The organism is Bartonella sp. HY038, assembly GCF_014117425.1.
Taxonomy (GTDB): Bacteria; Pseudomonadota; Alphaproteobacteria; order Rhizobiales; family Rhizobiaceae; genus HY038.
This window is the reverse complement of record NZ_CP059725.1, coordinates 3,090,757-3,106,201: the sequence shown is the minus strand read 5'-3', so window position 1 is coordinate 3,106,201 and position 15,445 is coordinate 3,090,757. Positions and strand designations below refer to the sequence as shown.

Here is a 15,445-nt window from a genome sequence, read left to right as displayed (position 1 = left end):
AGATTACCAATGATATTTGCGACACGGGTTTTAAAAATCATTCGCGTTTATTTAAAAACAAATAACAAAAAAAATATAATGCAATAATTCCAGAAACAAACCCATTTGAAATATCTATGATAGTAAAATATAATTCATAACCCATTTCTGAAGCGTAAATACTTTTTTTAAAAAATAAAAAATATATAAATACACTAAAATAAAATAAAAAAGAAATAATTGAAATTATTTTAATATTAATAATTATTATAAAAAATATAGGTATAAATATTATTATAAAAATATAAAAAATATTAAATTCACCAAGCTTTATTAAATATCTATTGATTAAAGAAAATAATATATATGTAACAATGATTTGCGCTATAAAAGACAGTAAATATATCAAAACTGTATTTAATATGTATGTAAATTTTCTATTCCCAGTCATATAATTTCCCTTAAATTAACTTAGCATTCCAAGATAATTTCGGATTATAATCAAATAATATTCCTCATACTAAAGCAGGTATATTTTTTTAAAGAGCTTGTCATAAACTTTTCGAGAATACGAAAGTTTAAAATAATATTTTAGCTTTGGGCAATACTACTCTTTTAATAATGCGACAAAATAAAGAATTAAAACGATATTACGTCAACAATAAATAGATATGTCCTTGCGCAAAAAAGTTTGCGACAATACCTAAATGTCAAATAGTTATTTATAGCGCGGTCTTAAAGCCATAATTGCAGCAGCTGTTTCTTCAATTGAACGGCGGGTGACATCAATAAGCGGCCAATTTTGCCGATTACAAATACGCCGCGCATAATTTAATTCTTCAGCAATTTCAATTCGATCAATATAGGCTTGCGTATTGATACCGCCATCAAGATCTCTTGCGCTGCGCACTGTTGCCACCCGATCAACTGATGCCACTAAACCTACAATTAACGGATTTTTGGCTTTTAATAATTGTATCGGCACTTCAAATTGCGGAACCAAGGGAATATTAGCAGTTTTAATACCGCGATTGGCAAGATAAATGCTAGTTGGTGTTTTTGACGTGCGCGAAATTCCAACAAGAATAATGTCTGCTTCATCAATATTTTCAAGCATTTGACCATCATCATGCTCCATTGTGAAATTTAATGCATCAATTCGGTGAAAATAATCGGCATTCAACACATGTTGCGCGCTAGCACGGCGCATTTTTACCTGCCCCAAATAGGATTGAAAGGTTGAAATGACCGGATCTAAAACGGATGCACAAGGAACACCCATTTTTTGGCAGGCCTTATTAATCTCATCGGCAATCATTTCATCAACAACCGTATAAAGCACAATTCCAGGTTCTGCATTAATTTCACTCATCACGCCACGCAGCTGCGACTCGCTACGAATAAGCGGATAAATATGCTCTATCGCCCTGTGGCTGGGATATTGGGCCGAAACTGCGCGGCCAGCAGACAATAAAGTTTCCCCTGTTGCGTCTGAAATCATATGAAGGTGAAAGTAAGAAATTGATTTAGCCACAGAAAAATGCCCCTGCTGTTGATAAATGTTAGAGTCGAGGATGACCGTAGAGGACTCCTTATCGTGTTGGGGATAACCAACAGTTTCATCCACAATAGCATCACCTGTTTGAAAGCTTTTCCACCTAGCTAATTTTACGTGGATTATAGTGCATTTTTCAAAAAAATGACACAAGATTTCCACATAAACGCGCCTATACTCAATATTTTGGATTCATAAGCTTTTTTTCATTTTTTTTTAGCTATATACACAGGCATGGATTAATTTGTACATATAGCCCTATTGAAAGTTCGAACTGTGGAAAAATGACTTGTTTTTGATAATCCACACTACTCACAGACTATAATAATAAGAATCCTCTTTTAAGAAAGATTCTTTATTTAAGAAAATAAAAAAACGGAAAAAACCTGATGACAAAAAAAATGGTAAGCGTGCTCAAAGGTGAAACATTTAGCGTACCGCCTTTATGGATGATGCGTCAGGCAGGACGTTATCTTCCTGAATATAGGGAATTACGAAAAAAAGCGGGTTCATTTCTAGATTTGTGCTACCAACCAGAACTTGCTGCAGAAGTAACATTACAACCAATTGAACGCTTTCAATTTGATGCAGCTATTCTTTTTTCAGATATTCTAGTTGTTCCCCATGCCCTTGGTAGAAATTTAAGATTTGAAGAAGGACGTGGTCCTATTCTTGAACCAATTGATCTTAATGGCATAAAGGCTCTTGAAAAAGATGAAGCGCAGGCACGCTTAGCGCCTTCTTTTGAAACGATTAAGCTTGTTAAACAAAAACTTAACGATCAAACTGCACTTATTGGTTTTTGTGGAGCACCTTTTACCGTTGCAACCTATATGATTGCCGGTCATGGTACGCCAGATCAGGCGCCTGCACGGCAATTTGGCTATCAAAACCCGCAAGAAATGCAAGAACTATTGACAATTCTTGCCGATGTTTCTGCTCAATATTTGATTAATCAAATTGCTGCTGGTGCGGATGTGGTGCAAATTTTTGACTCTTGGGCGGGAATTTTAGACGAGCAATCTTTTGAAGCATGGTGCGTAAAACCAATTTTATTGATGGTTGAAAAAATTAGAGCCGTTTATCCAGAAGTGCCAATTATTGGTTTTCCGCGTGGCGCCGGCGCACTTTATGAAAATTTTGCTGAAAAAACTGGGGTTTCTGCCTTGGGGCTTGATTGGAGTGTACCTTTATCTTTTGCAAAAAAACTGCAAAAAACAACCGCTGTGCAAGGTAATCTTGATCCACTTCGCCTTGTTTGTGGTGGCAAAGCCCTTGATGATGGTGTTGATGCAATTTTAAAAACCCTTGGTAACGGTCCATTGGTTTTCAATCTTGGTCATGGCATTACACCTAATACGCCAATTACCCATGTTGAACAGATGATTTCTCGCGTTCGCAATTTTAAATCATAAATTTGTAAGTATATTAAGATATTGATTTAAAATATTATTTTAAAAAAGCTGAGGATTTTTCCTTGGCTTTTTTTGTTGTGTCGAATTGTCACGAATTATTTTTGCATATTTTCTAATTTCTTCGCTATAATCTCAAGAATTATTCTAGATTCCTTTGCTTTTTCAGCAATTTTTTAGAATTTATAAGCCAGTAAAACTATGTGTATTTCAAAATTAGGCAAAAAAATGCAAAATGAAAAATCAGGCTCAATGAGCAAAACAACTATTTGGATAAGGGCAATTGTTTCATTACTGATTGTTATTATAGGTTTATTTCTTTTGCTAAAAATTGAAAGCCCAATGGCTCAGCTCTGGTTTAAGGCTGTCCACATTATCGCTGTTATTAGTTGGATGGCGGGAATGCTTTATTTGCCGCGTTTATTTGTCAATCATTGCCGCGTAAAAATTGGTTCTGAAACATCTGAAGTTTTTAAAGGCATGGAAAAGCGCCTTTTGCGCTACATCATCAATCCAGCGATGATTGTTACTTGGATTACAGGGCTTTGGCTTGCCTTAACGATTGGCGCATTTCATGATGGTTGGTTCCATTTGAAATTTACGGCGGTTATTTTGCTTTCCGCATTTCATGGCGTTTTATCGCGTGGTGTTCGTCTTTTTGGCCAAGACAAAAATGTTTGGTCTGAAAAAACATGGCGAATTTTAAATGAAGTTCCAACAATTTTAATGATTATTATCGTTATTTCAGTAGTTGTACTACGTTATACTTTATAATTTCGTTTTGAAATTTATATATTAATATTATAAAAGTATAGTTTTAAAAAAAAATAAGACCGTCGTGGTGAGGGGAACCACAACGGTCTATCTGTGCACTTTAATAGTAGATTTCCGGAGAGGGGATCGGTTTCTACTATATCTGGAAATAAAGAAATAATCTTAAAAATCCAGATACCAACTTAATTGGTTGATAGGTTTTATTTAATAATTCAAAAGTGGCATTTCAAAGGCATTAAAATTAATAATTCGTAACATTTTAGTGAGTAAGTTCGCTGGGATTGTTGAGTAGAACAGTTTTAAGAATTTTGTTAAAAAAATAAAAAAATATTTATTATCAATGGGTTAAAAAATATTTTTGAATTAGCTTAAGCGAATCGGTTTTTTTATGGCAGTTTTTAAGCTATGAAAGAGGTTAAAGCTTTAAAAATGCGCGTTGTAATTACTATTTTCGGATATCATAATGGATAAAAATAGCCATCTTTTTCTCGTTGATGGGTCGGGATATATATTTCGCGCATTTCATGCGCTGCCGCCTCTGACGCGTAAAAGTGATGGTTTGCCGGTTGGTGCAGTTGCTGGTTTTTGCAATATGCTATGGAAATTAGTGCGTGACTCACGTGAAACATCGGTTGGTGATGCACCAACACATTTTGCGGTTATTTTTGATTATTCATCGGCAACTTTTCGCAAGGAAATTTATCCAGAATATAAGGCTAATCGTTCAGCGCCACCTGAAGAGCTAATTCCACAATTTGGGTTAATTAGGCAAGCAACCCAGGCATTTAATTTGCCTTGCATTGAAAAAGAAGGCTTTGAAGCTGATGATATTATCGCAACTTATGCAAAACAAGCTAGCGACGTAGGTGCGCGAGTTACAATCGTATCTTCAGATAAGGATTTGATGCAGCTGGTTAATGACCATGTCGGTCTTTATGATGGCATGAAAGATCGCCATATTGACGTGGCTGCGGTTATTGAAAAATGGGGTGTTGGCCCTGAAAAAATGGTTGATTTGCAGGCCATGATGGGCGATTCAACCGACAATGTTCCCGGTATTCCCGGTATTGGGCCCAAGACTGCGGCGCAACTGATCGAACAATTTGGTGATCTTGATAATTTATTGGCAAAAGCTGATGAAATTCCGCAAAAAAAACGGCGTGAAAATATCATTGAATTTGCTAATCAAGCGCGTTTATCGCGCGAATTGGTAAAATTATGCGATACTGTTCCGCTTGATATTGACCTTGATGGTTTGTTTTTAGAGGCAGAAAATGGTCCTAGACTCATTGCGTTTTTAAAAGCCTTGGAGATTAACACGCTAACCCGCCGTGTTGCCGAAGCCACCAATTGTGATGCAAGCGCCATAAGTCCTGCAACGCTTGATATTGAATGGGGCAGTAAAGCGCATGGGCCTGATTTGGATGTTGATGAAACAGACGGTAAAAGTGCAGGGCAGGGCGATCTTTTTGGTGACCCAATAGCTAAAACGCCAGTTGAAACAACAATAAATGCGAATGGCGATCCCATTTTTAGTTTCGCGCAGTTGGCTGAAGAAACACGTCTTGAGGCAGCTTCATCAAAAATTATCTATGAAGATTATACGACAATTCGCGATGAAGCTGTTTTAAAACAATGGTTAGATCAGGCGATAGAACAAGGTTTTATGGCGTTTGATACCGAGACAACAGCTCTTGATCCAATGGTGGCAGAGCTTGTTGGGTTTTCTATTGCGCTCGCGCCCAATAAATCTGCTTATGTGCCGCTAAACCATATTAGCGGCAAAAAAGATCTTTTAAATAGTGGTGTGGTTGAAAATCAGCTTGATCAAAATATTGCTTTGGCTTTGTTAAAACCTGTGCTTGAAGATAGTTCTGTCTTAAAAATTGCGCAAAATATGAAATATGACTGGTTGGTTATGCATCAACATGGCATTGATATTACCGCTTTTGATGACACAATGCTATTATCCTATGTAGTTGATTCTGGTGCTTTTTCTCACGGTATGGATGCTTTGTCCGAGCGTTGGCTTGGGCATAAACCAATCAGCTACAAAGACGTTACCGGTAGTGGCAAAACTGCTATTTCCTTTGCGGAAGTTGATATTGAAAAAGCAAGCCAATATGCGGCCGAAGATAGCGATATTACATTGCGCCTTTGGCAGGTTTTAAAACCGCAAGTTGATGCAAATGCTCTTGCCCGTGTTTATCAGCGTTTAGAACAACCGCTTGTGACCGTTCTTGCCAAGATGGAAGAACGTGGCATATTGGTTGATAGGCAAATTCTATCGCGGCTTTCTGGCGAATTTTCTCAAAAGGCTGCAGGAATTGAAGACGAAATTTATAAGCTTGCTGGTGAAAAATTCAATATTGGTTCGCCTAAACAATTGGGTGATATTCTTTTTGATAAAATGGGCTTACCAGGCGGCGCTAAAACAAAAACCGGTCAATGGTCTACTTCGGTGCAAGTTTTAGATGAATTGGCTTTATCGGGCCATGAATTACCGAGCAAAATTGTTGAATGGCGGCAATTAAGCAAATTGCAATCTACCTATACTGACGCATTGCCCAACTTCATTAATAAAAAAACGGGGCGTGTCCATACAAATTACGCAATGGCAGCAACCTCAACAGGGCGGTTATCATCATCAGAACCCAATTTGCAAAATATTCCGGTCCGTACCAAAGAAGGTCGGCAAATTAGAACCGCGTTTATTGCAGGGGAGGGCAATGTTTTGCTTTCTGCTGATTATAGCCAGATTGAACTGCGTGTTCTTGCCCATGTTGCTGATATTCCCCAATTGAAAAAAGCTTTTGCCGATGGTTTGGATATCCATGCCATGACAGCAAGTGAAATGTTTGGGGTGCCTATTGATGGTATGCCTTCAGAAACGAGAAGACGCGCCAAAGCAATTAATTTTGGCATTATTTACGGCATATCCGCTTTTGGCTTGGCAAATCAGCTTGGCATCTCTCGAGAAGAAGCCTCGCAATATATTAAAACTTATTTTGAGCGCTTTCCAGGTATTCGTGATTATATGGAAGATACTAAGGAATTTGCTCGCAATCATGGTTATGTCGAAGATATTTTTGGCCGCCGTGCCCATTTTCCAGAAATTAAATCGTCTAAGGCACAAATTAGAGCATTTAACGAGCGTGCTGCAATTAATGCGCCTATTCAAGGGGCTGCTGCTGATATTATCCGCCGTGCGATGATCCGCATGGATGATGCATTGTTTAATAATGACTTAAGTGCAAAAATGTTATTGCAAGTTCATGACGAATTGATTTTCGAATTGCCTATTGATGAAAGCGATAAGACGATTAAAGTCGTTAAAGATATAATGGAAAATGCCGCTATGCCTGCGGTTAATCTTTCTGTTCCATTGCAAGTTGATGCTCGTACCGCTAAAAATTGGGATGAAGCGCATTAAGGCGTTTTTTTCCCAAGAGGCGTAATATTTAAAAAAACACTTGTTAAAATTTTTGGATCTTATTGACCTTTATTCCATTATAACTATAGTACGATAATTATCGTAATATAGTTATAATGGAGATAGTCATGGGAAATGAACACTCAGGCCAAACCGCTTATAAATTAGGTTGGAGTTTAAGTCTGTTAGCTTTTGCACAACTCATTATTTCATTAGATATAAATATTGTTTTTGTTGCCCTTCCACAAATTGGATTAGCGTTAAATTTTTCTGATCAGAATTTACAATGGGTTGTAAGTGCATATACGGTTTTTTGTGGTGGTTTTCTGTTACTTGGTGGACGTTGTGCTGATCTTTTAGGGCAACGACGCATGTTTATAATTGCTTTATGGATTTATGCGTTATCTTCGCTTTTAGGTGGTTTAGCATGGAATCCAATCATAATTATTATAGCAAGAGCTCTACAAGGTATCGGGGGAGCAATGCTTTTTCCTGCAACTTTATCTTTAATAAATAGATTATTTTATGAAGGTGCAGCCAGAAATCGCGCTTTAGCTATTTGGGGTGGGGCAGGAGCCAGCGGTTTAACAATTGGATCTTTAGCTGGTGGTATTTTAACCCAATATTTCGGTTGGCCGTCTGTTTTTTTCGTTAATGTAATATTAGCTGTTGTCGCGATTTTTTCTTCATTTTATTTATTACCCAATGATGTTAGTCCAAAAAAAGCTGACAATGGTGGTGCGAAAAAATTTGATTTTTTAGGGGCTGTTTCTGCAACATTAGGTATTACCACACTGGTTTTCGCTCTAGTTGAAGGCCCTGAATTAGGTTGGACGTCTGCTATTACAATAATAAGCGTGTGCAGTGCCTTTTTATTGATAATAATTTTTGTTATTATTGAGAATAAAGTCGATAATCCATTGATGAATCTACATCTTCTTAGGCATAGAAGTCTTGTATGTGGTGTTATTATAACCTTTGTTTATATGGGGACGTTCGGTGCTTTGCCGTATTTTGAAACGATTTTTTTTCAAAAAATTAATGACTATACAGCTTTTGAAACTGGTCTCGCCTTTATTGTTCCTTCTATTTCAATTTTTTTAGGAACTCAAGTGGGAGCGAGTTTATGCAACCGATGTTCGCATCAAATTGTGTTGATGATTGGTGCATTAATAGGATCTTTTGGAATATTAATAATGCTACCTGCTTTATTCATTGGCGCAAGTTACTGGATAATTGCGCCAGGACTGGTTGTTTCAGGGATAGGCCAAGGTATTGTTTGGACAGCTATGTGGATTTTAGCAGCAACTGGCATCAGACCACAAGATCAAGGAATTGCTTCGGGTATGGCTTCTACTTCACTTAATATAGGGAATGCTGTTGGTCTTGCTATTTTGATTGCATTGGTTGATTATATTTCAAATCTCCAATTTAGCGAGACAGAGCAACTGGCAAAAAACATTCAGAATGCATTTTTTATTACAGCAATTGGGATTATGATTGTGGTTTTAATCAGTATTTTTGTACCCAAAAAAAATAGTATCTCATAGCATAAAACAATTTATAATTAAACTATGCAATATCCCTGTTCATGGATAAACTTTGCATGCTTTTAGTATTAAAGCCGTAACGTGCCGTAAATTTTACATTTTGGCGTATAGCGGAGCAAATCGATTAAACTTTTAACTAAAATGCTTTTATACTCATTATTGTTTTAATAAAGTTAGTTTTTTATAACTGTTAAAATTGAGGAAGCTTGTAAATTGCAGCTTCTCCAATTATTATTATAGCTTCTAAACTAACAAAGGAAGAATAATTGAGATGATACCAAGACACCCTAATCGTGATGAAATAATGATAGAAAATGTTTTGTCTGCGTTAGGAAATCCCATTCGTTTACGCATATTGGCAGCTCTATCCGATGATCAAGAACATGCTTGTGGTGCTGTTCTTGATTTAGATATTGCGAAAAGTACCTTGACGCACCATTGGCGAATTCTAAGAGATAGTGGTGTTATATTTCAACGTCCTTCAGGCAGAGAAAATTTACTTTCGCTAAGGCGCGATGATCTTAATGCTAGATTTCCCGGTTTATTAGATATTCTTATTGAAACAGCCATATCCCAGAAAGATCAGCCACTTTCCAAAGTGACTGGCATTCATAAAAATGGATAAAGGACTTTATTGTACAAATTTATTTACAGTTTTAGATTCTGGCATTCGTTATTTTTTACTAACAATAATAATTTTTCTTGGCAATTCCCTTCTGATTTGGAAATTCTTCTTGCTTTTTTACCTTCCTCCACTTATATAATAGCAATCCCTCCTTTTTGTCTTCCATCATCATTTAATCTGCTATCTCTAGCGACATGTTGGCGACAAGTTTTTCCATTATTATTATATGAGATTTTTATGCAAGAAATGAAGCTTCAAGAACTGAAGAGCAAAACACCGGTGGAGTTGCTTGCACTCGCCGAAACGCTTGAGGTTGAAAACGCCAATGCAATGCGCAAACAAGAATTAATGTTTGCAATTTTGAAAAAATTGGCTCTACAAGATGTTGAAATTATTGGTGAAGGTGTTGTTGAAGTATTGCAAGATGGCTTTGGTTTCTTGCGTTCAGCTGATGCCAATTATTTGCCAGGCCCGGACGATATTTATCTTTCACCATCGCAAATTCGTCGTTTTTCTTTAAAAACAGGCGATACGGTTGAAGGCCCAATTCGCGGCCCTAAAGAAGGTGAGCGTTATTTTGCCCTTCTTAAAATTAATCTAATTAATTTTGAAGATCCTGACAAAATCCGTCACAAGACCCATTTTGATAATTTAACGCCGCTTTATCCAAATGAGCGTTTACGGATGGAAACCGATAATCCAACCCAAAAGGATATGTCACCACGGGTAATCGATCTTGTTGCACCCTTGGGTAAGGGGCAGCGCGGTCTTATCGTTGCGCCTCCGCGTACTGGTAAAACCGTTCTTTTACAAAATATTGCCCATGCTATTACCGAAAACCATCCTGAATGCTATCTCATCGTTTTATTGATTGATGAGCGTCCTGAAGAAGTGACGGATATGCAGCGCTCGGTTAAGGGTGAAGTTGTATCTTCAACTTTTGACGAACCAGCAACCCGTCACGTTCAAGTCGCTGAAATGGTCATTGAAAAGGCTAAGCGCTTGGTTGAACATGGTCGCGATGTGGTTATTCTTCTTGATTCGATTACGCGTCTTGGCCGCGCGTATAATACGGTTATTCCTTCATCAGGTAAGGTTTTGACCGGTGGTGTGGATGCGAACGCATTACAACGGCCAAAGCGCTTCTTTGGTGCAGCACGTAATATTGAAGAAGGTGGTTCCCTCACCATTATTGCAACGGCGCTTATTGATACCGGTAGCCGTATGGATGAAGTTATCTTTGAAGAATTTAAAGGTACCGGCAACTCAGAAATTGTGCTTGATCGTAAGGTTGCTGATAAGCGTATCTTCCCCGCCATGGATATTCTTAAATCTGGTACTCGTAAAGAAGACTTGCTTGTAACCCGTCAAGACCTTCAAAAGATCTTCGTTCTGCGCCGTATTCTTTCATCAATGGGCACTACCGATGCTATCGAATTCTTGATTGATAAGTTGAAGCAAACCAAGAATAACGACGAATTTTTTGATTCAATGAATACGTAATTTAAAAATTCCTATCATTTCTAAACTTTATAATGCCGACCTTTGGGTCGGCATTTTTGTTGAATATATGGTTTACCTTGTATAATCTATTTAGAAATTTGATCTATAAAACAGGGTTAGTTTTTGAAATTAGATGCTTGTAATATGTGAGCATAAATTTAACTATCATAATTAGTTTGAATAAACATTGACACATATGTTTTGTGCAAGAAGTCATTATTGAGGTTTGATATGGAAACGATTTTCGCGCTATCAAGTGGTGCCTTACCTTCTGGTGTAGCGGTGATTAGGATTTCAGGCACTGAAACTAGCGCAATTTTATCAGCGCTTTGTGAAGGCATATTAAAACCGCGTGTGATGCATTACCGTACACTAAAAGATGGGTGTGGTGATATTATTGATAATGGTTTGGTGGTGTTCTTTAAAGGGCCGCAAAGCTTCACAGGTGAAGATTGTGCAGAACTCCATATCCATGGTGGACGTGCAGTGGTACAAAAACTGTTGGATGTGCTTGGTGCGTTCCCCAATTGTCGTCAAGCAGAAGCAGGGGAGTTTGCCCGCCGTGCTTTTGCTGAAGGCAAGTTAGATCTAACTGAAGCAGAAGGCTTAGCCGATCTTATTGAAGCGGAAACTGAAAGCCAACGCAAATTGGCACTTATGGGTGCAAGCGGTGCCTTGGCAGAGCTTTATCGCAATTGGCGAAAGGAATTGATATTTTGCCGCGCCATGATCGAGGCTGAACTTGATTTTGCCGATGAGAGTGATGTTCCAGGTTCAGTATCTGATGAAGTTTGGCAAAGAGTGAGTGCATTAAAGCAGTCTATAGAACAACATATTGAGGATGGTAAACGCGCAAATATTATGCGCGATGGTTTACGCATTGTTATTGCAGGTGCTCCTAATGCCGGCAAATCAAGTTTGATTAATCGTTTAGCTGGGCGTAAAGTTGCTATTGTTACTAATGAGGCTGGCACCACAAGAGATGCGTTGGAAGTACGCCTTGTGATTTCAGGAGTGCCTGTTTTAATTACCGACACCGCTGGACTGCGTAAGACCGATAATCACATTGAAAAGGCTGGCATTGAAATTGCTGAAGAACACATCCTAACTGCTGATCTTGTTCTTATGCTCGAAGATATGCAAAATCCAACGCCGATTGATTTGCCAAAGACAGAGGCCAATATTTGGCATATTGGCAATAAGCTGGATTATGGGCAAGGGGAGGCTGCGCGTTGGCCCCTACAAATTTCAGCCGCAACCGGTGAGAATTGGCAAGAATTTATTGATCGACTCGAAGCGTTTTGCAGTGCGCGGGCCGGCGATGTAAGTAAGCTAGTGCCGGCACGAAAAAGGCAAGTTAGCCTTTTGGCTAGCGGTATACAAGAACTAGAATATTCGCTAGAAAAACACGATATTGACCTAGAGTTACGCGCTGAGCATTTGCGTTTAGCGGCTAATGCAATTGGGCGAATTACTGGCGATGTTGATGTTGAAGATCTTTTGGATGTTATCTTTTCCGAATTTTGCATTGGCAAATAAAGGTCGATATTCGTGTCATAATGCATAAGTGATGGAATGGTTGCTTCGCTAAGCCGATCATCGTGAGCGTTGTACTGCTCCTAGATATCAGCTAATATGGCTATTCTCCTGACGTGATCTTAGTCGCAGCAACATTATAGCTAAGTTTCCACCGCCTGCGGTTAGGTTTATCGCTATATTAATAACCTATTAACCAAACTTATCTTGTGATGTTTCACGTGAAACATTTAAATAGTTGGAAGCCATTGCGCTATTTGTTTCACGTGAAACAAAATTTCTAAGCAAATTAAATTACTAAATTCGATTGATGGAAAAAGATTTCCACCGCTATTTTGCTGTAAATGACAGCATTTCAACGCAAATCTTGAGAAGTATCTTTGCATTCACTATATTATGCGGTAAAGACTAAATCAGATATCTGATAAAAAATGGCATTCTGAAACACTATGATGTGTCATTTGGTTTATCTTCAACTGCCATCCTATCTTTTTATGCAATGCAGAGTGTAAAATTGGACCGACGCGAGGCCACGCGATGAATTGGCCAAGGTGAAATATTATGTCAATGAATTATGATGTTATTGTTATTGGTGGAGGGCATGCCGGTACTGAAGCTGCAGCAGCCTCGGCACGGCTTGGTGCGAAAACCGCTTTAGTAACATTTTCATTTGAAACAATCGGTGTTATGTCATGTAATCCAGCCATTGGTGGTTTGGGTAAAGGCCATTTGGTTCGTGAGATCGATGCGTTAGATGGCATTATGGCGCGTGCTGCGGATCGTGGTGGAATTCAGTTCCGTCTATTAAATCGGCGTAAGGGGCCGGCAGTTCGGGGTCCCCGTACCCAAGCCGACAGAAAACTATATCGGTTGGCCGTGCAAGATCTTATAGCAAACCAACAAAATCTTACGGTGGTAGCAGGCGAAGCTGTTGACATCTTAATTGTCGACGGAGTTGTCAAAGGTGTAGTGCTTGCAGATGGGCAGCAACTCAATGCACCATCAGTGGTATTAACAACGGGAACCTTTTTACGTGGACTAATCCATATTGGCGATAAAAATTGGCCTGCTGGGCGTATGGGTGAAGCACCGGCTGTTAAGTTGGCAGAGCGCTTGAACGGGCATGGCATTGTCCTTAGTCGCTTAAAAACGGGAACGCCGGCGCGTTTGGATCGTGAAACAATTGAATGGGATCGATTGGATAAGCAGTCGCCAGATGATGTTTTAGTACCATTTTCTAGCCTTACCGATAGCATTAAGACCCCGCAAATTGATTGCGCTATTACGCGCACCAATGAGCGCACCCATGCTATTATCCGTGAAAATATTCATCGCTCTGCAATGTATTCCGGTGCTATTGAGGGGATTGGCCCGCGCTACTGCCCATCTATTGAGGATAAAATTGTAAAATTCGGCGATCGCGATGGTCATCAAATATTCTTAGAGCCTGAGGGTTTAGATGATAATACAGTCTATCCTAACGGTATTTCAACCTCGCTACCTGAAGACGCGCAAGATGCGCTCATTCATTCGATTGATGGTTTGCAAAATGTTCGTATTTTGCAGCCGGGTTATGCAATTGAATATGATTTTGTTGATCCTCGTCAACTCCATCGTTCATTACAATTAAAAGCAGTGACTGGCCTATATCTTGCAGGCCAAATCAATGGTACTACTGGATATGAAGAGGCCGGCGCACAAGGCTTGATTGCCGGGTTAAATGCAGCGCGTTTTGCAGCAGGGCAAGAACCAATCATTATGCAGCGCAGCGATTCATATATTGGTGTGATGATCGATGATCTTGTGTCGCGCGGCGTCAGTGAGCCTTATCGCATGTTTACATCGCGAGCTGAATTCCGCTTGTCTTTGCGTGCTGATAATGCGGATGAGCGTTTGACACCATTAGCTATTGAACTAGGTCTTTGCGGATCAGAGCGCATTGCCGCCTATGAGGAACGCGAAGGCAAATTGGATGCCTTGCGCGCTCTACTAAAATCCGTCAACCTTACGCCCAATGAAGCCGCCCAACATGGCTTACAGATTAATCGTGATGGGCAACGGCGCACAGCCTATGATCTTTTGTCTTATAATGATATTTCCATTGCTAGCCTTACTAATATTTGGCCAGAACTTAATGGCGTAGATGCTAAAACAATTGAGTTGATGGAGATTGAAGCTCAATATGCTGTATATATGGAGCGTCAAGAGCAAGACATGGCTGCGCTGCGTCGCGATGAAAAGCTATTTATTCCTGAAGACCTTGATCTTAATTCGATATCTGGCCTATCAAATGAGCTGAAGATTAAGATCGCCGCTCGTGCACCACGCACAATCGCTGAAGCGCAGCGTATTGATGGTATTACACCTGCCGCTTTATCTTTAATTATTACCCATATCCAAAGGCAGCGTCGCAGCCAAAAGGATGTAGCATAATGGTAGATAAATTTGATCAATTGAAAGCGATATCACCAGATGTTTCACGTGAAACATTTGATGATTTGATTGCTTTTGAAGAGTTAGTTTTGAAGTGGCAAGCCAAAATAAATTTGGTGGCAAACAATGCAATTGGTGAACTTTGGCAGCGCCATATACTTGATAGTGTTCAGCTTTACCAATATGGGCTTGGCGCCAATCAATGGTTTGATATAGGATCTGGCGGCGGCTTTCCCGGCATCATTCTTGCAATATTGATGAAACAGCAAGGGCAAGGCGAAATCTGCCTTATCGAGAGTAATAGTAAAAAATGCGCATTTTTAAATACCGCAATTGCGCATCTCGATCTGCCTGCCAAAGTATATAATGATCGCATTGAAAATAGTAGCTTAGTTCAACAAGCACCAGATATTATTTCGGCGCGCGCTTTAGCTTCGCTGACCGAATTATTTGGTCTATGTCAAAACTGGCTTGCTAAAGCTAGTACTTATGCTCTTTTTCAAAAGGGTAAAAATTATAAGGATGAGATCTTAGAAGCGCAGCTTTTATGGTCTTTCGATGTTGAGGTTTTCCAAAGTGTAATCGATAAGGATTCGGTTATTTTGAAGATCTCCAATCTTTTTCCGTTAACAAAGGAAGCGTAAC

Annotated in this window: 11 protein-coding genes; 9 read left to right on the top strand and 2 right to left on the bottom strand. The window is 39.1% G+C overall.

All coding sequences use genetic code 11. The features are described from left to right. Positions 1-37: 37 nt before the first annotated feature. Positions 38-430: a hypothetical protein gene (locus H3299_RS13355; protein ID WP_182418123.1), complete on the bottom strand. Its 393-nt coding sequence runs from the start codon at positions 428-430 to the stop codon at positions 38-40. A 267-nt stretch (positions 431-697) separates the two neighbouring features. Continuing rightward, the gene (locus tag H3299_RS13350) at positions 698-1,513 is read right to left on the bottom strand and encodes a pyruvate, water dikinase regulatory protein (RefSeq protein ID WP_182418122.1); all 816 of its coding nucleotides are present in this window, start codon (positions 1,511-1,513) and stop codon (positions 698-700) included. A 410-nt stretch (positions 1,514-1,923) separates the two neighbouring features. On the opposite strand from H3299_RS13350, the gene hemE reads away from it, so the two are divergent. The 9 genes from hemE to rsmG all read left to right on the top strand — a co-directional run bounded on the left by hemE (position 1,924) and on the right by rsmG (position 15,444). After that, positions 1,924-2,949, top strand: coding sequence for a uroporphyrinogen decarboxylase (gene hemE, locus H3299_RS13345; protein WP_182418121.1), 1,026 nt, complete (start codon positions 1,924-1,926; stop codon positions 2,947-2,949). A gap of 225 nt (positions 2,950-3,174) precedes the next feature. Then, positions 3,175-3,720 (top strand): protoporphyrinogen oxidase HemJ, encoded by a 546-nt coding sequence (hemJ, locus tag H3299_RS13340; protein WP_182418120.1) that lies wholly within the window; start codon positions 3,175-3,177, stop codon positions 3,718-3,720. 463 nt (positions 3,721-4,183) lie between these two features. Further along, positions 4,184-7,153, top strand: coding sequence for a DNA polymerase I (gene polA / locus H3299_RS13335; RefSeq protein WP_182418119.1), 2,970 nt, complete (start codon positions 4,184-4,186; stop codon positions 7,151-7,153). Between the two features lie 128 nt (positions 7,154-7,281). Beyond that, positions 7,282-8,703, top strand: a complete 1,422-nt coding sequence (locus H3299_RS13330) for an MFS transporter (RefSeq protein ID WP_182418118.1) — start codon at positions 7,282-7,284, stop codon at positions 8,701-8,703. A 271-nt stretch (positions 8,704-8,974) separates the two neighbouring features. Further along, positions 8,975-9,328, top strand: coding sequence for a helix-turn-helix transcriptional regulator (locus H3299_RS13325; protein ID WP_182418117.1), 354 nt, complete (start codon positions 8,975-8,977; stop codon positions 9,326-9,328). Positions 9,329-9,565: 237 nt separating this feature from the next. Continuing rightward, a complete protein-coding gene (gene rho / locus H3299_RS13320; RefSeq protein ID WP_182418116.1) occupies positions 9,566-10,831 on the top strand; it encodes a transcription termination factor Rho in 1,266 nt (421 codons plus the stop codon). A gap of 231 nt (positions 10,832-11,062) precedes the next feature. Continuing rightward, positions 11,063-12,370 (top strand): tRNA uridine-5-carboxymethylaminomethyl(34) synthesis GTPase MnmE, encoded by a 1,308-nt coding sequence (gene mnmE / locus H3299_RS13315; protein ID WP_182418115.1) that lies wholly within the window; start codon positions 11,063-11,065, stop codon positions 12,368-12,370. Between the two features lie 558 nt (positions 12,371-12,928). Then, a complete protein-coding gene (gene mnmG, locus H3299_RS13310; protein ID WP_182418114.1) occupies positions 12,929-14,800 on the top strand; it encodes a tRNA uridine-5-carboxymethylaminomethyl(34) synthesis enzyme MnmG in 1,872 nt (623 codons plus the stop codon). Then, positions 14,800-15,444: a 16S rRNA (guanine(527)-N(7))-methyltransferase RsmG gene (gene rsmG / locus H3299_RS13305; protein WP_371739581.1), complete on the top strand. Its 645-nt coding sequence runs from the start codon at positions 14,800-14,802 to the stop codon at positions 15,442-15,444. The genes mnmG and rsmG overlap by 1 nt, the downstream gene beginning before the upstream one ends. Position 15,445 lies beyond the last annotated feature (1 nt).

Excerpts from the sequence above, each read along its gene's own strand:
- H3299_RS13355 (WP_182418123.1), bottom strand. The coding sequence starts at position 430 with ATGACTGGGAATAGAAAATTTACATACATATTAAATACAGTTTTGATA.
- hemE (WP_182418121.1), top strand. The coding sequence starts at position 1,924 with ATGACAAAAAAAATGGTAAGCGTGCTCAAAGGTGAAACATTTAGCGTA.
- hemJ (WP_182418120.1), top strand. The coding sequence starts at position 3,175 with ATGCAAAATGAAAAATCAGGCTCAATGAGCAAAACAACTATTTGGATA.
- polA (WP_182418119.1), top strand. The coding sequence starts at position 4,184 with ATGGATAAAAATAGCCATCTTTTTCTCGTTGATGGGTCGGGATATATA.
- H3299_RS13330 (WP_182418118.1), top strand. The coding sequence starts at position 7,282 with ATGGGAAATGAACACTCAGGCCAAACCGCTTATAAATTAGGTTGGAGT.
- H3299_RS13325 (WP_182418117.1), top strand. The coding sequence starts at position 8,975 with ATGATACCAAGACACCCTAATCGTGATGAAATAATGATAGAAAATGTT.
- rho (WP_182418116.1), top strand. The coding sequence starts at position 9,566 with ATGCAAGAAATGAAGCTTCAAGAACTGAAGAGCAAAACACCGGTGGAG.
- mnmE (WP_182418115.1), top strand. The coding sequence starts at position 11,063 with ATGGAAACGATTTTCGCGCTATCAAGTGGTGCCTTACCTTCTGGTGTA.
- mnmG (WP_182418114.1), top strand. The coding sequence starts at position 12,929 with ATGTCAATGAATTATGATGTTATTGTTATTGGTGGAGGGCATGCCGGT.
- rsmG (WP_371739581.1), top strand. The coding sequence starts at position 14,800 with ATGGTAGATAAATTTGATCAATTGAAAGCGATATCACCAGATGTTTCA.